At 72.2% G+C, this 20,965-nt stretch carries 19 protein-coding genes; 13 read left to right on the top strand and 6 right to left on the bottom strand.

The window, feature by feature from the left end; translation table 11 throughout:
* Window positions 1-24 precede the first annotated feature (24 nt).
* The 3 genes from Acy02nite_RS13340 to Acy02nite_RS13330 are packed head-to-tail and all read left to right on the top strand — an operon-like array spanning window position 25 to window position 1,353.
* Window positions 25-495, top strand: a complete 471-nt coding sequence (locus tag Acy02nite_RS13340) for a hypothetical protein (protein WP_203740378.1) — start codon at window positions 25-27, stop codon at window positions 493-495.
* 5 nt (window positions 496-500) lie between these two features.
* Window positions 501-719: a helix-turn-helix transcriptional regulator gene (locus tag Acy02nite_RS13335; protein WP_203740376.1), complete on the top strand. Its 219-nt coding sequence runs from the start codon at window positions 501-503 to the stop codon at window positions 717-719.
* Window positions 709-1,353, top strand: a complete 645-nt coding sequence (locus Acy02nite_RS13330) for a DUF4386 domain-containing protein (protein ID WP_203740375.1) — start codon at window positions 709-711, stop codon at window positions 1,351-1,353. Before Acy02nite_RS13335 ends, Acy02nite_RS13330 begins: the two co-directional genes overlap by 11 nt.
* Here Acy02nite_RS13330 and Acy02nite_RS13325 read toward each other — a convergent pair.
* Window positions 1,322-1,909, bottom strand: coding sequence for a TetR/AcrR family transcriptional regulator (locus tag Acy02nite_RS13325; RefSeq protein WP_203740374.1), 588 nt, complete (start codon window positions 1,907-1,909; stop codon window positions 1,322-1,324). The two genes, Acy02nite_RS13330 and Acy02nite_RS13325, sit on opposite strands and share 32 nt — an antisense overlap.
* Before the next feature lie 80 nt (window positions 1,910-1,989).
* Here Acy02nite_RS13325 and Acy02nite_RS13320 point away from each other — a divergent pair, with 80 nt between their 5' ends.
* Together Acy02nite_RS13320 and Acy02nite_RS13315 are read left to right on the top strand one after the other, a co-directional pair.
* The gene (locus tag Acy02nite_RS13320; protein WP_203740373.1) at window positions 1,990-2,778 is read left to right on the top strand and encodes a class I SAM-dependent methyltransferase; all 789 of its coding nucleotides are present in this window, start codon (window positions 1,990-1,992) and stop codon (window positions 2,776-2,778) included.
* 89 nt (window positions 2,779-2,867) lie between these two features.
* A complete protein-coding gene (locus Acy02nite_RS13315) occupies window positions 2,868-3,788 on the top strand; it encodes an ADP-ribosylation family protein (RefSeq protein ID WP_203740372.1) in 921 nt (306 codons plus the stop codon).
* An 11-nt stretch (window positions 3,789-3,799) separates the two neighbouring features.
* Here Acy02nite_RS13315 and Acy02nite_RS13310 read toward each other — a convergent pair whose 3' ends face one another.
* Entirely contained in the window at window positions 3,800-5,410 is a 1,611-nt protein-coding gene (locus Acy02nite_RS13310) for a copper resistance CopC/CopD family protein (protein ID WP_239174702.1), read from the bottom strand.
* Window positions 5,411-5,516: 106 nt separating this feature from the next.
* Here Acy02nite_RS13310 and pgm point away from each other — a divergent pair, with 106 nt between their 5' ends.
* Together pgm and Acy02nite_RS13300 are read left to right on the top strand one after the other, a co-directional pair.
* Entirely contained in the window at window positions 5,517-7,139 is a 1,623-nt protein-coding gene (pgm, locus tag Acy02nite_RS13305) for a phosphoglucomutase (alpha-D-glucose-1,6-bisphosphate-dependent) (protein ID WP_203740369.1), read from the top strand.
* 83 nt (window positions 7,140-7,222) lie between these two features.
* The gene (locus Acy02nite_RS13300) at window positions 7,223-9,520 is read left to right on the top strand and encodes a putative bifunctional diguanylate cyclase/phosphodiesterase (protein ID WP_203740367.1); all 2,298 of its coding nucleotides are present in this window, start codon (window positions 7,223-7,225) and stop codon (window positions 9,518-9,520) included.
* Window positions 9,521-9,548: 28 nt separating this feature from the next.
* Here Acy02nite_RS13300 and Acy02nite_RS13295 read toward each other — a convergent pair whose 3' ends face one another.
* The 3 genes from Acy02nite_RS13295 to gnd form a co-directional block, all read right to left on the bottom strand.
* Window positions 9,549-10,850 carry a hypothetical protein gene (locus Acy02nite_RS13295; protein WP_203740365.1) on the bottom strand — a complete coding sequence of 434 codons (1,302 nt, stop codon included), beginning with the start codon at window positions 10,848-10,850 and terminating at the stop codon, window positions 9,549-9,551.
* Between the two features lie 102 nt (window positions 10,851-10,952).
* Window positions 10,953-12,110 carry a hypothetical protein gene (locus Acy02nite_RS13290; protein ID WP_203740363.1) on the bottom strand — a complete coding sequence of 386 codons (1,158 nt, stop codon included), beginning with the start codon at window positions 12,108-12,110 and terminating at the stop codon, window positions 10,953-10,955.
* 172 nt (window positions 12,111-12,282) lie between these two features.
* Window positions 12,283-13,722, bottom strand: a complete 1,440-nt coding sequence (gene gnd, locus Acy02nite_RS13285) for an NADP-dependent phosphogluconate dehydrogenase (RefSeq protein ID WP_203740361.1) — start codon at window positions 13,720-13,722, stop codon at window positions 12,283-12,285.
* A 244-nt stretch (window positions 13,723-13,966) separates the two neighbouring features.
* Between gnd and Acy02nite_RS13280 the strand changes: the two genes are divergently transcribed.
* From Acy02nite_RS13280 to Acy02nite_RS13260, 5 genes are all read left to right on the top strand, one after another.
* Window positions 13,967-14,281 (top strand): type II toxin-antitoxin system PemK/MazF family toxin, encoded by a 315-nt coding sequence (locus Acy02nite_RS13280; protein ID WP_203740359.1) that lies wholly within the window; start codon window positions 13,967-13,969, stop codon window positions 14,279-14,281.
* A gap of 191 nt (window positions 14,282-14,472) precedes the next feature.
* On the top strand, window positions 14,473-15,816 hold the full coding sequence (locus Acy02nite_RS13275; protein ID WP_203740357.1) for a PP2C family protein-serine/threonine phosphatase: 1,344 nt from the start codon (window positions 14,473-14,475) through the stop codon (window positions 15,814-15,816).
* Between the two features lie 68 nt (window positions 15,817-15,884).
* Window positions 15,885-17,126 (top strand): GlnX family signal transduction membrane protein, encoded by a 1,242-nt coding sequence (locus tag Acy02nite_RS13270; RefSeq protein ID WP_203740355.1) that lies wholly within the window; start codon window positions 15,885-15,887, stop codon window positions 17,124-17,126.
* Complete coding sequence (locus tag Acy02nite_RS13265) at window positions 17,123-18,094, top strand: glutamate ABC transporter substrate-binding protein (protein WP_203740353.1); 972 nt, start codon at window positions 17,123-17,125, stop codon at window positions 18,092-18,094. Before Acy02nite_RS13270 ends, Acy02nite_RS13265 begins: the two co-directional genes overlap by 4 nt.
* 47 nt (window positions 18,095-18,141) lie before the next feature.
* Window positions 18,142-18,735 carry an RDD family protein gene (locus Acy02nite_RS13260; RefSeq protein WP_203740351.1) on the top strand — a complete coding sequence of 198 codons (594 nt, stop codon included), beginning with the start codon at window positions 18,142-18,144 and terminating at the stop codon, window positions 18,733-18,735.
* A 105-nt stretch (window positions 18,736-18,840) separates the two neighbouring features.
* On the opposite strand, the gene Acy02nite_RS13255 is transcribed toward Acy02nite_RS13260, so the two are convergent.
* On the bottom strand, window positions 18,841-20,235 hold the full coding sequence (locus tag Acy02nite_RS13255; protein WP_203740349.1) for an MFS transporter: 1,395 nt from the start codon (window positions 20,233-20,235) through the stop codon (window positions 18,841-18,843).
* Between the two features lie 88 nt (window positions 20,236-20,323).
* Here Acy02nite_RS13255 and Acy02nite_RS13250 point away from each other — a divergent pair, with 88 nt between their 5' ends.
* Window positions 20,324-20,950, top strand: a complete 627-nt coding sequence (locus Acy02nite_RS13250) for a TetR/AcrR family transcriptional regulator (RefSeq protein ID WP_203740347.1) — start codon at window positions 20,324-20,326, stop codon at window positions 20,948-20,950.
* The last annotated feature ends 15 nt before the right edge of the window (window positions 20,951-20,965 follow it).

The raw sequence follows: 20,965 nt of genomic DNA, 5'->3' as shown, positions 1-20,965 counted from the left end.
ACATCTTTGACTTGGGGAGGCATGATGGAGATGGCCGACGAGGAGCCGCTGTACAGCACGAGGGAGGAGCGGCAGGTCTGGGTGGGCCTGGTGACGATGGTGACGTCGTCCCTTCTGTACTACGCGTACCTGGTGCCTGAGCTGCTGCGTACGCCGGTCGCGGAGATCGTCTGGGTGTCGCCGCTCTTCTTCTCGATGGTGATCGGCCTGGTCGCGACGATCATCTTCGCGATCGTCGTGGAGATCGCGGTCGTGGTCCGCCGTGGCGATGAGGCGAAGAGCGGTGTGGACGTCGACGTGCGGGATCGTGAGATCAGCCGGCGGGGCGGGCGCCTGGCCACCCCGATCCTCGGCACCGGGCTGGGTGGCGTCACCGTTCTGGCCTCGCTCGGCGCGGACCACTTCTGGATCGGCAACCTGGCGTTCCTCGCCGGGCTCGCCGCCGCGGTCGCCGAAGGGGTCATCAAGATCCGGCTCTACCGGCGAGGGTTCTGACTCCGATGGCGCCGAAACCCACCAAGGTCACCAACCGGATCCGCGCGCTGCGCTCGGAGGCCGGTGGCATGACCCAGGCCGACCTGGCCGGCCGGCTGGGCGTGACCCGGCAGACCGTGATCGCGATCGAGCAGGGTCGTTACTCGCCGTCGCTGGAGCTGGCCTTCCAGATCGCCCGCATCTTCCGGCAGCCGCTCGACGAGGTGTTCCAGTATGAGGACTGAACGTGCCACCGGCCTGGCCTATCTCGGGCTCGCTCTCTGCGGCCTGCTCGGCCATCTGATCATCCAGAATCGGCTGTACGTCGCCGGCGACGCGACCGCGACCACGGCGAACCTTGCCGCCCACCCGACGCTGGCCGGGCTCGGCATCGCCGCTGACCTGGGCGTCGTCGTCACTCAGGCGCTCGCAGCGCTGCTCTTCTTCCGCCTGTTCCGCCCGATCGACGACCTTCAGGCCGCCGCGGTCGCCGCGTTCGGTCTGATCAACTCGGTCATCGTTCTCGTCGGCACGATGGTCACCGCCGTTGCTCTGGCGACGGTCCGGGCCGGCGGCACGGCTCCGGTTCTTCTCCTGTACGACCTCAACGCCGCGGCCTGGACGCTGGGCGGTGTCTTCTTCGGGTTGTGGCTGATCCCGATGGGCCGGCTCACGGTGCGATCAGGGGTGCTGCCGCGGTGGCTCGGCCTGCTGCTGATCGTGGGCGGGGCCGGGTATGTGGCCGGCGCGTTCGTCGCCTACCTGGCCGCTGACACGACGACCCTCACCACCGTTCTGGCGCTCCCGGCGTCGATCGGGGAGTTCGGGATGATCGGCTATCTCCTGCTCAAGCGGAACTGGAGTGCAGCACCGAGCTGACCATCCGGTGGACGGTCTCCTCGGCCGGCGGCTGGCCGGTGCGGTCGGCGTAGAGCAGGTGACCGGTCCCGATCAGCATCGCGGCGAGCACCTCCACCTCCGCGCCGGCCGGGAGGCGACCCAGGTCGCGCTCGGCGGCCAGGTAGGCCGCGAGCATCTCGGCGGCCTCGGTGAGCACCGGCACCCCGGCCGGCAAGGTGTCTCGCAGCCGGGCCCGCAGCTCGTCCCGGAACGTGATCAGCGCGACGATCGCCACCGCCACCGAGCCGAAGACCGCGGCCAGGGCGGTCGTCACGTTGCCGGCGACGGTTCCGGTGCCCTTGCGCGACTCCAGGGCGGCCGCCTCCGGCGCGAGCCGCTCGACCCGGTCCAGCACGAAGTCGGCCAGGAACGCGTCGAAGTCCTCGAAGTGCTTGTGCAGCACGCCTTTGGCGCAGCCGGCCTCGGCGGTCACGGCCCGGCTGGTCAGCCCACTGGGGCCGTCCCGCAGCAGGATGCGGTCGGCGGCCTCGAACAGCTGCCGGCGAACGTCACGGAGGGCGACCCCTGTCGGCACCGGCGGTCCCTTCTGCTTCTCCAACGGCCTGTTCAACCTACCGCCTTCCCGAATGGGCGCTTGCCCACTAGAGTGGGCGCATGCCCACTCCTCATCACCTCCGTCAGGCCGCCGAGTCGTTCGGGGTGGACGCCGCGCGGTATGACCGGACCCGTCCGCCCTACCCCGTCGAGCTGCTGCACCGCATCCTGGCGGCGTCACCCGGGCGCACCGTGCTGGACGTCGGGTGCGGCACCGGCATCGAGGCACGCCAGTTCCGGGACCTCGGATGCACCGTGCTCGGGGTCGAGCCGGACCCGCGGATGGCCGATTTCGCCCGCTCGACCGGCATCGACGTCGAAGTCGCCAAGATCGAGGACTGGGATCCCCGCGGCCGCACGTACGACCTGGTCACAGCCGCGACCGCGTGGCACTGGGTGGACCCGGTCGCCGGTGCCGCGGCGGCCGCCCGGGTGCTGCCGGCAGGGGGACGGCTCGCGCCGATCTGGCACACGTTCAAACTCCCGGACGAGGTGACCACGGGGTTCGGGGAGGTGTTCCGGCGGCTGGTGCCGGACTCGCCGTTCGACATGGGGCGGCAGCCGACCGGGTCTCCGCTCGACGGCTACCAGCCGATTCTGACGGCGGCGGCGGACGGGATCCGGGCCGCCGGGGCCTTCGGGGAGGCCGAGCAGTGGACCGTGGACTGGGAGAAGACGTACACCCGGGACGAATACCTGGACCAGCTGCCGACATCCGGTGCGCTGACCCGGCTGCCGGCCGAGCACATCGCGGAACTCCAGGACGCGGTCGGCGCCGTGATCGATCGGATGGGCGGCAGCTTCACGATGGTGTATGTGACGGTCGCGGTCACCGCGGTCCGCCTCTGACCGCCGCGGAGGTGCAGCCGCGGCTCGGCTGTGATTCACCGGACGATTCCGCCGCACGACCAGGGAACGCCGCCTCCTAGGATTCCGCCATGATGTCGCGCGAGCGTGCCCTGGCCACGATGAACGAGCGGTTCCCGCTGGTCGCCGAGCGGGTCCTGCACCAGTGGGGTCTACGGCTGCCGCGTCAGGTCGCGGTCTTCGCGGCTCTGGCGGCCAGCGACGGCAAGGCGCTCGCCGAGGTCGGCATCTCACCGTGGGGAGTCACCGACTACTTCCGTGACGGTGGCCTCGACCTGGCCGGCCGGGACGGGCTCGACCCGCGACTGCACGCCCGGTTCCGCTGCGACCCGGCCGAGTTCGTCACGGTCATGGGCGGCGGCTCCGACGGGCTGCACTTCGGACTCTGGTTCGACGATCCCGCCGAGCTGCCCGCGCTCATCGCCCACAACTACGCCAGGGACTCGGCCGAGACCTGGGCGTCCACCGCGCCGACCCTGATCGGGGTGGTGCGCGAGCGGGTGGACCGGCAACTCGCCGACTACGGCGACGAGCCGGAGGAGGTCGCCCGCGTCGCCCCGCTGATCGAGGCCGTCGAGTGGTTCACGGCCGCCGACCAGGCGGCGTTGCGTCAGGACGGGCCACCCCGGTGGGCGTCGGCGCCAAGGTCCTACTTCGCGATGTCGTTGCTGCCTCACCTGCCCCCGGACAGCGGAGATCCACAGGCGTCCGAATCCGGGATCCGCCTCGACGTCTTCCAGGGCGATGCCGCTCAGGCCTCCCGGTGGATCACCGAGGCCCGCCGCGAGCTCACCGCGGGACGGCCCGCGCTCGCGCTCGCCGTGGGCAGCGAACTGCACTGGCTCGACCGTGATGAGTACCGGCAGGCCGGCCTCGACCTGCTCGTCGGCGCGTACCGTGCGCTCGGCCGCGACGCCCTCGCCGAGATCGCCACGGTCCACGCCGCCCACCGCGACCTGCGCTCCGTCCAGGTGCTGGTGGCCGGCGTCTGAGGAAGCGGCCGTCAGTCGGCGGCCGGGGGGACCTTGATCGTGGTCTTGACCGTGGCCCGGTTGAGGTCGTCGACCCGGATGGTGAACGCGATCTCGTAGGTGCCGGGCAGCGGGAAGGCGACCGCGCCCAGCGCGTGGTGCGGCGGGTCCAGGCCGAGCAGCGGGTCCTTCACCGCTTCCAGGTCCTGGCCGAGCAGTTTGGTGCTGATCTCCCACTCGGCCGGCGGCAGCGGCTTGCCCTCCGGCGTGTAGACGAACGCGTGCACGGTGTTGTAGTCGCCCAGCTCGACCGGATAGATGTTGAACTGCAGCGTGTACAGCGGGCAGGTCAGGGTCTCCGAGACGCCGTTGCCGGTGACCGCCCCGGCTTCCGCGCCGGCCGTGCGGCCCGGGTTGACCTGGACCAGGACGGCACTCAACCCGAGGATCACCACTGTCGCCAGGACTTCGATGCCGACGGTACGGCGCAGGCCGGTCCCGGCGTGGGAGCGCTGGACGAATCGTCGCGCCACCGCGGCCACGCCCAGGACGAGGACGAGGATGCCCAGTTTGGTGAGCAGCAGACGGCCGTACCCGGTCCGGACCAGCGCGTCGACGGAGCCGACCTCGACGACCGCCTGCACCGACCCGGCGACCGCGAGCCACAGGACGGAGAGCGCCGCCCAGCGGGACCAGACCGGGAGCAGCACGCCGAGGATCCGGCGGTCGGTGCCGCGCAGCAGGAACGCGAGCAGGGTGACCAGGCCGCCCAGCCAGAGTGCCATGGTGGCCAGGTGCACGATGTCGACGGCGACGGTCACGGCGGGCAGCGGGGTGGCGATCGAGTGCCCGGTCAGCGGCCACGTGGCCAGCCCGGCCGCTCCCAGGACGAGCACCAGGGCGCCCCGGGCCCGGCCGTAGGACAGCGCGGGAACCAGGAAGAACAGGATTGCCAGTACGGCCAGCCGCGCCACCAGCGTCACCCCGAACTGGCTGGTCAGGACGTCGCCCAGCTCGCCGGGGGAGACGTCCCACAGCGCGGCGCCGCTGCTCTGTTGCGCCTGCGTCCCGATCCCGCCCGCGGTGGCCACGGCGGTGAGGACGAATCCGGCTTTGACCAGGCGCGTCACGCCGGTGCGGGAACGGCGCCGCGGCCAGAGGAACGCCAGGAACATCGCCGGGCCGACGATCGCGGTCAGACCCGCGTACCCCAGGAATCGGAGAGTGGGGACAGCGGCCCGGACCGACCAGTGGGTGCCGGTGGCCTCGGCGGCCTTGGGCCGTGCCGAGGGCGCGCCGACCGAGAACGTGATGGCGCCGCCGACCGGGTGGCTGTCCGCCGAGATGACACGGTAGCTGATCAGGTACGTCCCGAGCGGGTGCTTCGCCGTCCGGACCGGGATGTGCAGGACCGCGCCGCGGGCGGTGGCCAGGCCGGAGACGCGCTCACCGTCCGGCGCGATCACCTGGATCCGGCCGCTGACCGGCGTGATCGACTCGCTGAACGTGACGGTCACCTCGGTCGGGGAGCTGCCGACCACGCTGCCGGGCGCGGGAGTCGAGCCGACCGTCGCGGCATGCGCGGAGGCCGGTGCGGGGGTGCCGAGCAGAACTCCCAGCGCGAGCAAGAGCAGGACGAACAAGCGCGGAAGTTTCCCGGTCACGCAGGATAGTTCGGATGGGGGTGCGGAAAGGTTCAAGGTGACTTTTGCTCCGATACGATCCGGGAACATCCTTCAGGAGGCGAAGATGACCGTCCACCCCCGTGCCGGGCAGCCGGCCGAGCCGTCCGATCTGATCGACGTGCCGAAGGTCGTCTCGCGGTACTACACCGAGCATCCGGACCCGGATCAGGTGGCGCAGCGGGTCGCGTTCGGCACGTCCGGGCACCGCGGGTCGAGCCTGCGCGTCGCGTTCAACGAGGACCACATCGCCGCGACCAGCCAGGCGATCGTGGAGTACCGGCGGGAGCAGGGCACGACCGGCCCGCTCTTCCTCGGGCGGGACACGCACGCGCTGAGCGAGCCGGCGCAGGTGACCGCGCTGGAGGTGTTCGCCGCGAACGACGTGACCGTGCTGATCGACAGCCGGGACGGGTACACGCCGACGCCGGCGGTCTCCCACGCGATCCTCACCTACAACCGCGGGCGGTCCGCGGGGCTCGCCGACGGCGTCGTGGTCACGCCGTCGCACAATCCGCCGGACGACGGCGGGTTCAAGTACAACCCGCCGAACGGCGGCCCGGCCGACACCGACGCCACCAGATGGATCCAGGACCGGGCGAACGCGCTGATCGCCGGCGGTCTCAAGGACGTCCGGCGAGCGGCCGTCAAGGCTGAGAAATACGACTTCCTCGGTACGTACGTGGACGACCTGCCGAGCGTCATCGACATCGACGCGATCCGCGAGGCGGGCGTGCGGATCGGCGCGGACCCGCTCGGCGGGGCGAGCGTCGCCTACTGGGGCGAGATCGCCGAACGGCACGGGCTCGACCTGACCGTGGTGAACCCGGTCGTGGACCCGCGCTTCGGCTTCATGACGCTCGACTGGGACGGCAAGATCCGGATGGACTGCTCGTCGCCGTACGCGATGGCGTCCCTGATCTCCCAGAAGGACCGGTTCCAGATCTCCACCGGCAACGACGCCGACGCGGACCGGCACGGCATCGTCACGCCCGACGGCGGGCTGATGAACCCGAACCACTACCTCGCGGTCGCCATCGGCTACCTGTACCGGCACCGCACCGGCTGGCCGGGCAGCGCCGGCATCGGCAAGACGCTGGTCTCGTCCTCGATGATCGACCGGGTCGCCGCGGACCTCGGCCGCACCCTCGTCGAGGTGCCCGTCGGCTTCAAGTGGTTCGTGCCCGGCCTGATCGACGGCTCGATCGGCTTCGGCGGCGAGGAGAGCGCCGGCGCGTCGTTCCTGCGCCGCGACGGCTCGGTGTGGAGCACCGACAAGGACGGGCTCATCCTCGACCTGCTCGCCTCGGAGATCCTCGCGGTCACCGGGAAGACCCCCAGCGAGCACTACCAGGCGCTGACCGAGCGGTTCGGCTCGCCGGCCTACGCGCGGATCGACGCCCCCGCCACCCGGGAGGAGAAGGCGATCCTCGGCAAGCTGTCGCCGGAGCAGGTGACCGCGAAGGAGCTCGCCGGCGAGCCGATCACGTCGGTGCTGACCAGCGCACCCGGCAACGGCGCGGCGATCGGCGGCCTCAAGGTGGTGACCGGTTCCGGCTGGTTCGCGGCCCGCCCGTCCGGCACCGAGGACGTCTACAAGATCTACGCCGAGTCCTTCCACGGCGCGGATCACCTGGCCCGCATCCAGGAGGAGGCCCGGGGCGTCGTCTCGGCCGCCCTGCAGGGGTGAGCCGCCGCCATCGTGGGTGACGCCTTTTGCAGGGCTGAAATTTCGCTCAGGAAACGGCTGTCCGGGCCGACTGGTAAGCCGTCATGAGCACACGCGAGAACGCCGGTGACCGGCCACGACACGGCGGGCTCGGGCCCGCCGTGGTCGCGCTGGCCGCGACCACGTGGGTGCTGGTCTGGCTGCTCGCCGGCGCCCCGGGCAACCTGTACGTCGGGTTCTCGGGCGCGCCGGTCGCGATGGGCGCGGCCGCCCTCGCCTGCCGGCAGCTCGTCGCGGTCGAGCGGCCGGGCCCGGTCCGCTCGTTCTGGCGGCAGCTGACCTGGGCGAGCAGTGTCCTCTTCGTCGCCTCGGTCGTCTCGCTGCTGCGGGCGAACAACAACACCGGGCTGTCGCCGTACGTCGGCCTGCCGATGCTGGCCGGCATCGCGATCCTGATCGTCGCGCTGGTGCGCCTGCCGTTCGGCGAGCGCACCGCGCTCGGCTGGGTCCGGGCGCTGCTCGACGGCGCCACGGTGGCCGTCGCCAGCACGCTGATCTTCTGGTACGTCGTTCTGGACCTCGCCCCGAAAGGCACCTCCCTGGTCTCCCGGGTCGCCGCGGCGGTCGTCGGGGTCAGCGGTGTCCTGCTGCTCGTGGTGATCGGCAAGGCGGCCGCCGCCGCGGAGAGTGCCGTGCACCCCGCCTCGCTGCGGGTGCTGACCGTCGCGCCGCTGGTCGACGTGGCCGGCAGCACGCTGCTGATCGCCGGCGCCGACTGGGGCCGGCTGGCGCTCTCCGTGCTCGCGCTGCCGCTGGTCGGCGTGTCGATGGCGGTCGGCGCGTACCTGCAGCGCCGCGGGTGCGACGCCGCGCCGGTCCAGGTCTCCGGCGCGACCGGCCGTTCGCTGTTCAACCTGCTGCCGTTCGTCGCGGTCACCGCCACGGCGATCCTGGTGATCAGCGTCAGCGCCCAGGACATGAGTTCCCGGCAGCGCACCGTGATCATCGGCGCGGTCCTGATCGCCGGGTTCGTCGTCGCCCGCCAGCTGCTCAGCCTGCGGGAGAACACCCTCGCCCTGCGCGGCATCCGCAAGCAGCAGGCCGAGCTGGAGCGGCTGGCGCTGAGCGACACGCTGACCGGCATGCCGAACCGCACCCGGTTCGCCGTCGCGCTCGGCGAGCGGATCGTCGCCCAGCAGCCGTCGACCGCGCTGCTGATCGACGTCGACGACTTCAAGATGATCAACGACACGCTCGGCCCGGCCGCCGGTGACCAGCTGCTCTATCAGGTGTCGCGGCGGCTGCGCGAGCACTGCCTGCCCGGCGAGCTGCCGGCCCGCCTCGGCGGCGACGAGTTCGCGGTGCTGCTGCCGAGCGACGAGCCGGCGAGTGCCGAGGCGGCCGCGACCCGGCTGCTGGCCGGGATCGGTCAGCCGTTCCACGTCGCCGACCAGCAACTGCTGCTGCACGCGAGCGTCGGCATCGCCGTCGCGGCGCCCGGCGAGACCGCCGACGAGGTGCAGCGCAACGCGGACATCGCGATGTACGCGGCGAAGGAGGCCGGCAAGGCGTCCTGGGTCCGCTTCGAGCCGCAGATGCGCCAGGACATGGCGCACCACGCACGGCTCGCCGGCGAGCTGCACAACGCGATCCTGCGCGGCGAGCTGCGCCTGGTCTACCAGCCCGTCTTCGACCTGCACACCGGCCTGCTCGCCGGCGCCGAGGCGCTGGTGCGCTGGCAGCACCCGGAGCGCGGCTTCGTCTCACCCGCCGACTTCATCCCGGTCGCCGAGCGCTCCGGCCTGATCGTGCCGCTCGGCGCGTGGGTGCTGCGCGAGGCGTGCTCGCAGCTGTCCCGCTGGCGCGCGGAGTTCGGCGCGGGCGCGGTCGAGGCGATCAACGTGAACGTCGCGGTCCGCCAGCTGCGCGAGGCCGGCTTCGTCGACGAGGTCGCCGCGGTCCTCGCCGAGACCGGGCTGACCAGTCAGAACCTCGTCCTCGAGGTGACCGAGTCGTCGGTCGTCGACGGCTGGCAGGTCCGCGAGACCCTCCAGGCGCTGCACGAGATGGGCGTGAAGCTCGCCCTCGACGACTTCGGCACCGGCCAGTCGTCGCTGAGCCTGCTGCGCGCGTTCCCGGTCGACGTCCTGAAACTGGACAAGTCGTTCGTCGACGGCATCGCCGAGGGCGCCGACCGCGGTCGTCTCGCGGTGGCCGCGGCGGTCGCCCAGCTCGCGGAGTACCTGCAGCTCAAGGTCGTTGCCGAGGGCATCGAGAACGAGGAGCAGCGGGACCGGCTGCGGGACATGGGTTACCGCTACGGCCAGGGCTACCTCATGGCGAAACCCCTCCCACCGGACGAATGCGGCAAACTCATGGCCCCCGCGGTCCAGGTCGCTTGACACCGCTTCCCGTACGGCGATGAGCCGCTTAGCGCGCCGGGACCGATGGATCCGCCGGGCGCCGGCCGTCGATCGCGAGTTGGGCCTCCACGTCGGTGTAGTTGGTGCCGAAGAACTTGCCCATCTTCGATTCGCTCGACTGCGGATCCGCCTCCAGCTCCCGCCGATCGTGCCCGAATGCCACTTCGACCCATGATTCGGTGTAGTTCCCCGACGCGGGCTCGTCCTCGGGGTCGAGACCGGAGTCCACCTCGAGGAGCAGGAACCCGCGGGTCAGCCGGGCCGTCCAACTGGTGGGGACGATTCTGGTGACCGACCTGACCGGTTCCGCGAGCGCTGTTCCGATCTCCGTGTAGTCGACCCGCGGTTCCTTCTCCTGCGGCTCCTCCAGATGGAGGCGGTCGGTGACCGCGGTGACGAGAGTGATGCTGGACTGGACCGTGTTGTACTCCTCGACCGGCGCGTAGACCAGGAAGTTGTTACAGACGTGCTGGCCCGGTTCGAGGACCGTCCCGCTCACCACGAACTCGAACGAGGTCTCGATCAGCGTCGCCGGACCGGGCGTCTCGTAACGTCCGCTCCATTCGTCGCTGGTGAGCTCTTCGCCGAGCGGCCAGTCGGACTGCGCCGGCATGTCCCGTGCGGTCGCCTTGACGGCGACTGCCGCGTATCGCGAGGCGAGGACGGTCAGCGACCGCTTGCCGATGTTCGCGGCGTCCACCCTGATGTCGACGAGCGCATACCGTTTGCCGTTCGGCTCGGTTCGCTCGGCCACCACCGTCATGCCGAGTCTGACATCGGGCTTCTGCGCGTCGGTGTTCGGTCTCAGAGCGCTGACCAGCAGGCCGGCCGCGGGAACCGCCACCGCGGTCACCGCGGCGACGACCGCCGCCAGAACGGTGTCCGACGGCCGGCTGCTGCCGGGGCGGCCGAAGAGCAGCGTGACGATCGCCGCGACGGCGGGCGCCACCGAGACCAGGAGCCAGCAGGCGGTCCGCGAGCTCTGGTCGAAGCTGACCTGAAGGATGGTCAGCGAGAACCCGGGCAGCGTGCCCAGCGCGAAACCGAGCGCGGCCAGCCCGGGCCGGCCCTGCCAGATCAGCGCGATGCCGGTCAGGCTCGCCAGGCCGGCGACCGCGATGACGACACCCAGCAGTCGCTCGGTGGGGCGGTAGCTCAGCAACGCGTCGTGCCCGCCGAGCATCAGCGACCCGGCTCCGATCGCGAGGACGGTGACCATCAACGCGCCGAAGCTCCACCGCACCAGGCACGGGGTCCATCGGGGATCCCAGCGCGGCCTGCGGTGCATCAGCTGTAGTTTCGCGGGCATGCCAGCAGTGTCGTCACCCCACCGCTCGGATGGTCGCGGTCCCGGCGAATGCTCCCCGAAAGCGGTCCGTGCGAGATCCCGGCTGGTCGCGGCAAGCGCGGGTCAGCCGTCGACCGTGAGGGTGGACAGGCCGGCGACGGCGAGGAGGTCGATGCCGGCGGTGCCGGACCAGTCGCCGGTGGTGAACGAGCGGCCCGGCGCGATCCCCTTGTGCGTGGTGCCGTCGAGGGTGACCTGACCGGCGCCGGACTGGACTCGTACCCGGACCGGCGTGGTCCCCGCCCGGGTCACCCGGAGCTGGTCGACGCCGCCGGTCATCCGGACCGGGAGCAGGCCGTCCGGGGCGGGCAGGGTGAGGTCGATGCGGCTGGCGCCGCCGTTGAGGTCGAGAGCGGCCAGGTCGGCGCCGGTCAGGTCGAGGCGGGACCGGGCGGTGCCGCCGTCCAGCCGGAGCGTCCAGCGGACCGCCGAGCTCAGCTGGACGGTGACCGCGGCCGAGCCGCCGTGGCCGTCGGAGCGCAGGCGCAGCCGGACCGCGCCGCCGGACTGCTCGGCGGACGGGGTGAGGCCGCTGTTCGCCGCGGTGCTCACCCGGTACAGGTCGTCGCCCAGGTCGGCGACGCCCACCTCGACCTGGGTGGCGCTGTCCACGATGTCGAAGGCGGCGGTCTCCAGGCCGTTGCGGGCGCCGGTCAGCGGCCCGCCCGCAGGAGACCGGGTGGTGGACGCCGCGGTGGGCGCGGCGGCGGCGGCCGCCGAGGGGGCCGGTTCGCCGCGGGGCACCAGCAGGAACGCGGCGATCAGGCCGGCCAGGCCGGCGAACGCGGCGATGGCGAGCAGGGCCGGCCGGCGGCTCCGGGAAGCGGTGACCGCCGGTGCGAACCCGGGTGGCGCGGTCCAGCCGGGCAGCGGATAGGCCGAGGTGAAGCCCGGGTCGTCGAACGGGTCGGTGGCCGGGGGATAGGGCGCGCCGGAGACCGGGGGGAATCCGGCCGGGTCGGTGTCCTCCTGGGCGAACTCGGCCGGGCCGGGGACCGGCCACTCGCTCGTGGCGTCGAGAGTCTCGCCGGCCGGGTCCAGCGGCAGCCGCATCTCGACCCGCGAGTCCAGTGTCCGGCGTGCGCGGGCCACCGCCTCCGCCGACAGCCCGCCCGTCGAGGCCTCGTCCTCGGTGGCTCCGGGCACCGGGTGGGTGCCCGCGACGAAGGCGATCGGCTGATCAGAATCGGTCGATGGGGTACCGGCCGGAACGTCGCTCATCGTGCCTCCTGGCCCGTTGTCCTTGCCGATGACTACGGACGGCGGGCCCCGGCGGATCGGTCACGGCGGTGGCGGGTTTGCGGGCGGGCGGCTCACGACGTACCGCAAATCGGTGGTGAATCTGAAGATGCCCCGGCCGCAAGCGACCGGGGCATCTCGGAGGAAGCGCAGGTCAGGCGTCGACCTCGGTGCGCTCGTCGGTGGCCCAGAGGGTGTGGAACGAGCCGTCGCGGTCGACGCGGCGGTACGTGTGGGCGCCGAAGAAGTCGCGCTGGCCCTGGATCAGCGCGGCCGGCAGGCGCTTGGCGCGCAGGCCGTCGTAGTAGGCGAGCGCGGAGGCGAAGCCCGGCGCCGGAATGCCCTGCTGCGCGGCGGTGACGACGACGCGGCGCCACGCGTCCTGGGCACCGCTGACCGCGTCCAGGAAGTAGTCGTCGACGAGCAGCGTGGTCAGCGACGGGTTCTTGTCATACGCCTGCTTGATGAAGTCGAGGAACTTGGCCCGGATGATGCAGCCGGCCCGCCAGATCTTGGCCATCGCGCCCGGGTCGATCTCCCAGTCGTACTCCGCGCTGGCGGCCTGGATCTGCTGGAAGCCCTGCGCGTAGGCGACGATCTTGGAGGCGAACAGCGCCTGCTCGACGTCGGCACGCAGGTCCCCGCCGACGTGCTCGGCGCCCGCGGACGGGCCGGGCAGACCCGCGTCGGCGGCCGACTTGCGCACGTCCGCCCCGCCGGAGAGCGCGCGGGCGAAAACGGACTCGGCGATGCCGCTGACCGGCACGCCCAGGTCCAGCGCGGCCTGCACGGTCCAGCGGCCGGTGCCCTTCTGCTCGGCCTGGTCCAGCACGATGTCGACGAACGGCTGCCCGGTCGCGGCGTCGTTCTGCTTGAGCACCTCGGCGGTGATCTCGATCAGGTACGACCCGAGCCGCCCCTCGTTCCACTCGCCGAACGTGGTGGCGATCTCCGTGGGGGAGAGGCCGCCGACCTGGCGCAGCAGGTCGTACGCCTCGGCGATGAGCTGCATGTCGGCGTACTCGATGCCGTTGTGCACCATCTTGACGAAGTGACCGGCGCCGTCCGGGCCGACGTGCGTGCAGCACGGCTCGCCGTCGACCTTGGCGGCGATGTCCTCCAGGAGCGGGCCGAGCGCGTCGTAGGACTCCTTCGGGCCGCCCGGCATGATGCTCGGGCCGTGCAGCGCGCCCTCCTCGCCGCCGGACACGCCCATGCCCACGAAGTGCAGGCCCTTGGCCTTGAGGGCGGCCTCCCGGCGACGGGTGTCCGCGAAGTGCGCGTTGCCGGCGTCGATCAGCATGTCCCCCTCCTCGAGCAGGGGTGCGAACTCGTCGATCACGGCGTCGGTGGCCGGACCGGCCTTCACCATGATCACCACGCGGCGCGGGCGCTCCAGGGCGGCCACGAACTGCTCGGCGGTCTCGGCCGGGATGAAGGTGCCCTCGTTGCCGAACTCCTCGACCAGCTCCTTGGTGCGGCCGTAGGAACGGTTGTGCACCGCCACGGTGTGCCCGTGCCGGGCGAAGTTGCGGGCCAGGTTGCGACCCATCACCGCCAGGCCGGTGACCCCGATCTGTGCCTTCTGCGACATCCTGCGTCCTTCCTCGAAACCGGCCCGTGACGGGCCCCGCTCATTTCTACGCGATCGGGCGGGCCGAAGTTCGATCACGTCCACTGATTGAACACGCTCGTGCGGGCCGGACCGTGCCGGCGTGCGGCAAACGGGCCGTGGGCGGCGGACACGCCGGGGCAGGCCGGACGCGGCGGAGATCGGCGCACCGGTACGCTTCGTGCCATGTCGTTCCGGGCCGTGCCGTCCTCCGGTCGGTGCTGACTTGCGCCGGGGCGAGATCTGGACCATCGGCGACCGTTCCGACCTGCGTTATCGGGTGCTCGTGCTCTCCGCCGACAGCTACAACGAGCGGGACAACGCCTCACCCTACTGCGCGCCGATCGTCAGGCAGCGCGGGGTGACCGAGTTGCCACCGTTCGCGGTCGCGCTCACCGAGCAGGACCCGATCACCGGCGTCGTCGTGGTCAACCGGATGCGCCGGCTCCCGGCGTCGGTCGGCGCCGAGCGGATCGGCATGGTCACCGGCGCGAGCATGGCCCGATTGACCGAGGCCGTGCGGGACCTCTTCGAGCTCTGAGGTCCGATCTACCCAGTCCGATATCCGAAACGCCTTACGCCCGACCGGGTGACCTACGCGCTGAACGGTGCAGTCGGGGGATGTGGCCTCCGTGCGCTCTGGCGTAGACCGGTACGCGTAGGCCGGAGCGGGAGGCGTTGCCAGTGGGTGGACAGGCGTTTGCGGAGACGCTCAGCGATCGGCGGGCCAGAATGGACGCGCTCGTCGAACGGGCGGTCGGCCTGCTCGCCGGTCGTGCCCGGTGCCGGGTCGCCGACGCGTACCGGCACCTCTTCCGGATCGCCTCGGAGCAGGGCCGCGAGCCGGCCGAGGTGGCCGGCCGGGTGATCCGCCTGCTGGATGCCGCGGACACGCCGCCGTCGCCGTTCGCGGGGCAGGAGCTGATCGCCGACCGGCTCGCCGCGGTGGAGGAGCTGGCGAAGCTCGGCTGGGGCGAGTGGGACCTGATCACCGGCGAGATCTACTGGTCGCCGCAGCTGTACCGGATCTACCGGCGGGACCCGGCGCTGGGCCCGCTGACCGACGGCGAGCTGCGCCGGGCCGCGCTGGAGGCGGCGCAGGGGCGCGACCGGGTGGAGCTGGTCACGCGGGTCCGGATCGGGGACCGGTTCCGGCGCCTGCGGGCGGTGGCCGACACGGTGCGCGACGCCGACGGCCGCCCGGTCCGGATGTTCGGCATCGTCCAGGACGTCACCGAGCAGCCGGTCAGCGCGCAGCGGCTGGCCGAGGTCGAGCAGAAGCTGGACGAGCAGCGGCAGGCCGCGGCCGCAGAGCACAACCTGACGCTGCGCCTGCAGGAGATCATCCTGCCGATCCCGGACGAGCCGATCGAGCTGCCCGGCCTCAAGGCGGCGGTCCGGTACCTGCCGGCCGGCCAGGAGACGATGGTCGGCGGGGACTGGTTCCACGCGGCCGCCCTGCGCGACGGCTCGGTGCTGCTCGCGGTGGGCGACGTGGCCGGCCACGGGACGCAGGCGGCCAGCAACATGGCCCAGTTGCGGCACGCGTTGCGCGCGCTGACCGTCGTCGACAGCGACCCGGCGACTCTGCTGGGCCATCTCAACCGGCTCACCTGCGAGCTGGAACGCGAGACCCCGGAGCTGGCCGCGACCGCGGTGATCGCCCGCTTCGACCCCGGCCGGCAGGAACTGGTCTGGGCGCAGGCCGGGCATCCGCCGCCGCTGCTGTGCCGGGCCGGGCGGACGGCGCCGCTGGCCCGCCCGTCCGGGCCGATGCTCGGCGTGGTGGAGGACGCGCGGTACCAGGCGGCGGCCACCGACTTCCGGCCCGGGGACGTCCTGCTGCTCTACACCGACGGGCTGGTCGAGCACCGGGAGCACGGGCTGGACACCGGGCTGGACGCGGTGATGGCAGCGGTCGACGACGCCGTGCACACCGCTCCGCACCAGCCGCTGGCCGAGCTGGTCGGGCGGCTGCGGCGGGCGAATCCGGACGACGACACGTGCATCCTGGCCGTGCGCCCGTCCACCGGCGGCACCCGTGACCTGCGGCGGCACCGGCTGCAGCAAGCATAATCACGTTACGTATTGCTCCTGCGCCGTACCGTCGTCGGCAGTCGCCCAGCAAACCTCGGGAGTGGACGGTGCCACGACTAGCCACGCCGGATCTCTATCGCGTCGTCGCCGGCGCCCTCGTCCTGCTCGGTCTCGCCCTTGGCGGGGCCGCCCTGGCCACGGTGCACCACCGGGCCTCGCTGACCCGGGACATCACCGCGGTCAGCGGGCCGCTCAGCGTCGGCGCCCAGGATCTGTACCGATCGTTGTCGGACGCGGACGCCACCGCGGCGACCGCGTTCCTCACCAGCGGCGCCGAGCCCGCCGGGCTGCGGCAGCGCTACCTGGACGACATCGCGCGGGCCGGAGCGGCGCTCACCGCCGCGGCCCGGGACGCCGACGACGCGGACGCCGCCCGGCTCGCGATCCTGACCGACCGCCTGCCGGTCTACACCGGACTGGTCGAGACCGCCCGGTCGTACAACCGGCTCGGCGTGCCGCTCGGCGGCGCCTACCTGCGGGAGGCCTCGGCGTTGATGCGCCAGACGCTGTTGCCGCAGGCCGAGGGCCTGTTCGTGTCCGCTCAGGAGCGGCTGCGCGACGCGCAACGCGACGCCTCCGGCTCCACCTGGCCGGTGCTGGCGCTCGGCGTGCTCACCGTCGGCGGCCTCCTCGCCGCGCAGGTGCTGGTCGCCCGGCGCACCAAACGCGACTTCAACGTCGGCCTGGTCGCGGCCAGCCTGGTGGCGCTGATCCTGCTCGTCTGGTCGTCGGCCGCGCTGGGCACCGCGGCCGGCCGGGTCGAGGTCGGCCGCACGCAGGGCTCGTCGCTGGTCGACCTGCTCGCGGACGCCCGCCGGCTGGCCCTGCAGGCGCGGGCCGACGAGTCGCTCACCCTGGTCGCCCGCGGCGGTGGCGCCGCGTTCGAGAAGGACTACCGCGAGGTGATGGACCGGCTGACCGCCATGCTCGACCGGGCCGCCGCCGAGGCGCCCGAATCCGACCAGGCGGTCATCCGGGCGGCCCGCGAGCAGGCGGGCCGGTTCGACGAGCTGCACGGCGGCGTGCGCGCGCTCGACGACAAGGGTGACTACCTGGGCGCGGTGGCGAAGGCGACCGGCGCAGGGCCCGCCGACCCGCCCGCGGTCTTCGCCGACCTCGACAGCGCCGTGGGCACCGCCCTCGCGGCCGCCAACCAGCGGGTGGACCATCAGGCCGGGCACGGCGGCGGCGCGCTGACCGGCCTGGAGATCGCACTGCTGCTGCTCACCGCCGGCCTGGTGGCCGCGGTCGTCCTCGGCTTCCGCCCCCGGATCGGAGAATATCGATGAAGCGCGTCGCCGCTCTGCTGATCCTGCTCACGCTCCTGGCCGGTTGCGGATCAAACCCCCGACCACAGGATTCGGCGTACGGCGGAAAGGGCGTCCTGCCTCAGCCGGAGAACGTCCAGGATCCCGCCGAGGTGCCCAGCGCCGCCCCGGCGCCGGACTGCACGCCGCGGGCCAGCCTGCGCCCGCCCGCCACGATGCCGGCCCCCGGGAAGATGCCGGCCGGCAGCACGATGGCGAAGATCGCCGCGCGTGGCCGGGTCATCGTGGGGGTCGACCAGAACGCGTACCTGTTCGGCTTCCGCGACCCGGCCACCGGCGACCTGGCCGGCTTCGAGATCGACATGGCGCGCGCGGTGGCGAAGGCGATCTTCGGCGACCCGGAGAAGGTGCAGTTCCTGGCGATCACCACGGCCGACCGGATCCCGGTGATCCAGGACGGCCGGGCCGACCTGGTGATCCGGACGATGACGATGAACTGCGAGCGCTGGCAGCAGATCTCGTTCTCCACCGAGTACCTCGCCTCGCGGCAGCGCCTGCTCGTCCGCCGCGGCTCCGGGATCAAGGAGTTCGCCGACCTGGCGAACCGCAAGGTGTGCGCGACCCGGGGGAGCACCAGCATCCGTACCATCGCGGCGCAGCCCTCGAAACCGGTCCCGGTCGCCACCGACAGCACGCTGGACTGCCTGGTCATGCTCCAGCAGGGCCAGGTCGACGCGGTGTCCACGATCGACGTGCTGCTCGCCGGTCTGGCCGCGCAGGACCCGACGACCGAGGTGGTCGGCTCGCCCGTCTCGGACGAGCCCTCCGGGATCGGCATCGCCAAGGGCTCGCCGGATCTGGTCCGCTTCGTCAACGGGGCGCTGGAGCAGATCCGCGCGGACGGCACCTGGGCCGGCAGCTACCAGCGCTGGCTCAGCGCGGCGCTGGGGCCCGTGCCCGCCCCGCCGAAACCGGTCTACCAGGACTGACCGATACTCTCGCCGGGATCCTTCGATCGACAGCGGAGTTCAGCGACATGACACACCCCCAGCCCGACGGCACCCAGCACCCGGAGCCGGCCGCGCAGGCTCCGGCCACCCCGCCGCCCTACACCGGGGTCACCGCCGATCCGGGCGTGCCGCCGGCCCACCATCCGTCGGCGGGCGTGCCGCCGGTCGCCGCCTACCAGCCGCCGACGGGCGTGCCGGCAGCTGCCGCCTACCAGCCGCCGGCCCCTGAGTACGCGGCGCCGTATGCCCAGGCCTACGCCGCACCGGAGCCGCGGCTCGTCTCGCCCGGCGGCCGGCTGGGCGCCCAACTGCTCGAGTTCCTGCTCATCTGCGTCACCGCCGGGATCGGCTGGATCGTCTGGGCGCTGCTCATCCTCGACCGCGGCCAGACCCCGGCCCGGCAGCTGCTCGGTCACGTGGTCGCCGACGCGACCACCGGCGCGCCGCTGACCTGGGGCCCGATGTTCGTGCGGGAGCTGCTGGTCAAGGGGTTGCTCGGCTACATCGCCAGCGCGGTGACGGTCGGCGTCTACTCCCTGGTCGACTCGGTCATGGTGTTCGGCCGGCGGAATCAGACGCTGCACGACCGGATCTCCGGCAGCATCGTCGTCCACCGCTGACCCCCCACTACGCGGCCACCTCGGCCCAGGCACTCCACGATGCCGGGAGCCGGTTCTCACCGTGGTTGTTCGCGCGTCCTGACCACGGTGGGCACCAGCCGGGGGTCAGCCGCGCGCGGGCACCTCGGCCGGGGATCGCGCGGCTGCCGGGGCCGGCGTGCGCAACCGGGTGGCCAGCGCCCCGGCCAGCAGCATGAGCAGGGCGGCCACGGCGAAGACGGCGTCCACCCCGGCGGTGATCGTGCCCATCGCGTTCAGCAGGGAGCCGAACGCGGCCGCCCCGATCGCGCCGCCCAGTGACTGGAAGAAGCGGATCCCGGTGGTCGCGGCGCCGAGCTGATGACGCGGCGCGGCCTGCTGGACGGCGACGATCAACTTGCCCAGCAGCTGCGCGAAGCCCACGCCGAGCAGCACCAGCTCGGCCCGGATCAGCCAGAACGACGTGTCGTCACGGGTCAGGGCGAGGCCGCCGAGAGCCGCGGCGGCGCAGAGCGTGCCGATCACCATCGACGTCCGCACCGACCACCGGAAGCGGTTGAACGCCAGCGCGGAGAGCGCGAGGCCACCCGCCAGGAACGCCGGGAACGTGCCCGCCCGCCCGGCGCTGATGCCGCGCCCGGCCTGCAGATACACCATCAGGAACACGATGCTGCCGACCAGTGCCGCACCGACCACGGCCTGGATGATGAAGCTGTCGCGGACGGCCGGGACGCGGAACAGCCCGGGCGGCAGGATCGGGTCGGCGCTGCGGCGCTGCCACCACAGGAACGCCCCGAGCAGCGCCACGGTGGCCGCACCCAGACCGAGGATCGCGGGGGAGGACCACGGGTAACGGTCGCCGCCCCAGTCGCAGAGCAGCAGCAGGGCCGCGGACGCGCCACCGATCAGCGCGGCCCCGGGCAGATCCACGTGGGGGCTGCCGCCGTGCCGGGGTATCCGCAGCACCAGCACGCCACCGGCCAGGATCAGCACGCCGAGCGGCACGTTCACGTAGAAGATCCAGCGCCAGTGGCCGTGCTCGGCGAAGAGCCCGCCGATCAGTGGGCCGACCGCCATGCCGAGACCGCCGACCACCCCGGCCAGAGCGCCGCTGCCACGGCTGCCGTCGTCGTCCGGGTCCCGCAGGTGGGCGATCACCACCATGGTCACGCTCATCAGGCCACCGGCGCCGGCGCCCTGCACCGCCCGGAACGCGATCAGCTGGCCCATCGACTGGGCGGCCCCGCACAGCACCGACCCGATCAGGAAGGTCAGCACCGTGCCGAGGAAGACCTCCTTGGGGCCCCACGCGTCGCACAACCGCCCGTAGAGCGGCAGCACCACGGTCGCGGCCAGCGAGAACGCGGCGACGAGCCAGGCGACCTGGTCGACCCCGTGGACCGGGTCGAGATCGCGGACGATCGGGACGATCGCGGCGGACACGATGTTCTGGTCCAGGATCGCCAGCACGATCGTGAAGAGGCAGACGAACACGCCGATCCGGCGTTCCGTTCTGGTCATCGGCTTCATGCTCACGACCGTACGGAGGAAATTTGGTCTCGGTCAAGAGTTTGTCCGAGACAAAAGATGACTCTGGTAAAGTGCGAGTATGGGGACCGGGCTGCGGGAGCGCAAGAAGCAGGAGACCCGCCGGTTGCTGTGGGAAACGGCGATCGATCTCTTCGTCGAGCGCGGGTTCGACAACGTGGCGATGGCCGAGATCGCGGCGGCGGCGAACGTGTCCAAGACGACCGTCTTCAACTACTTCGGCAGCAAGGAAGAGCTCGTCCTGTCCGCCGGCGAGGACCACGTCGACGAGCCGGCCCGCGTCGTCCGCACCCGTGCGCCGGGCGAGACGCCACTCGCCGCGCTGCGCCGGCACTTCCTCACCGCGCTCGCCGAGCGGGACCCGGCGACCGGCCTGAGCGACCATCCCACGGTGCTGCGCGTGCACCGCCTGATCAACGCGACACCGTCCCTGGCGCCGCGGCTGTTCGTCGCGACCGCCCGCTCGCAGGAGCTGCTCGCCGCCGAGCTCGCCACCGTCACCGACGTGCGGACCGCCCGGCTCGCCGCCGCCCAGATCGCCGCCACCCGCATGGTCCTGATCACCGAGAACCGCGACCGCATGCTGGCCGGCGACCCCGCGGACACGGTTCACCCCCTCGCCGTCCTGCACGCCCAAGAGGCCTTCGACCTGCTGGAAAACGGCCTGTCAGGCGTTTTCCAACCCTGAACCGATTTGCCCGTA

Source organism: Actinoplanes cyaneus, from assembly GCF_016862095.1.
Taxonomy (GTDB): Bacteria; Actinomycetota; Actinomycetes; order Mycobacteriales; family Micromonosporaceae; genus Actinoplanes; species Actinoplanes cyaneus.
Note: the sequence above shows the minus strand (reverse complement) of the source record. Positions and strands in the feature narration are given on the sequence as shown.

Bases quoted from the DNA above. Each gene is read 5' to 3' on its own strand.
- Acy02nite_RS13340 (WP_203740378.1), top strand. From the start codon at position 25: ATGGAGATGGCCGACGAGGAGCCGCTGTACAGCACGAGGGAGGAGCGG.
- Acy02nite_RS13335 (WP_203740376.1), top strand. From the start codon at position 501: ATGGCGCCGAAACCCACCAAGGTCACCAACCGGATCCGCGCGCTGCGC.
- Acy02nite_RS13330 (WP_203740375.1), top strand. From the start codon at position 709: ATGAGGACTGAACGTGCCACCGGCCTGGCCTATCTCGGGCTCGCTCTC.
- Acy02nite_RS13320 (WP_203740373.1), top strand. From the start codon at position 1,990: ATGCCCACTCCTCATCACCTCCGTCAGGCCGCCGAGTCGTTCGGGGTG.
- Acy02nite_RS13315 (WP_203740372.1), top strand. From the start codon at position 2,868: ATGATGTCGCGCGAGCGTGCCCTGGCCACGATGAACGAGCGGTTCCCG.
- pgm (WP_203740369.1), top strand. From the start codon at position 5,517: ATGACCGTCCACCCCCGTGCCGGGCAGCCGGCCGAGCCGTCCGATCTG.
- Acy02nite_RS13300 (WP_203740367.1), top strand. From the start codon at position 7,223: ATGAGCACACGCGAGAACGCCGGTGACCGGCCACGACACGGCGGGCTC.
- Acy02nite_RS13295 (WP_203740365.1), bottom strand. From the start codon at position 10,850: ATGCCCGCGAAACTACAGCTGATGCACCGCAGGCCGCGCTGGGATCCC.
- Acy02nite_RS13290 (WP_203740363.1), bottom strand. From the start codon at position 12,110: ATGAGCGACGTTCCGGCCGGTACCCCATCGACCGATTCTGATCAGCCG.
- gnd (WP_203740361.1), bottom strand. From the start codon at position 13,722: ATGTCGCAGAAGGCACAGATCGGGGTCACCGGCCTGGCGGTGATGGGT.
- Acy02nite_RS13275 (WP_203740357.1), top strand. From the start codon at position 14,473: ATGGACGCGCTCGTCGAACGGGCGGTCGGCCTGCTCGCCGGTCGTGCC.
- Acy02nite_RS13265 (WP_203740353.1), top strand. From the start codon at position 17,123: ATGAAGCGCGTCGCCGCTCTGCTGATCCTGCTCACGCTCCTGGCCGGT.
- Acy02nite_RS13260 (WP_203740351.1), top strand. From the start codon at position 18,142: ATGACACACCCCCAGCCCGACGGCACCCAGCACCCGGAGCCGGCCGCG.
- Acy02nite_RS13255 (WP_203740349.1), bottom strand. From the start codon at position 20,235: ATGACCAGAACGGAACGCCGGATCGGCGTGTTCGTCTGCCTCTTCACG.
- Acy02nite_RS13250 (WP_203740347.1), top strand. From the start codon at position 20,324: ATGGGGACCGGGCTGCGGGAGCGCAAGAAGCAGGAGACCCGCCGGTTG.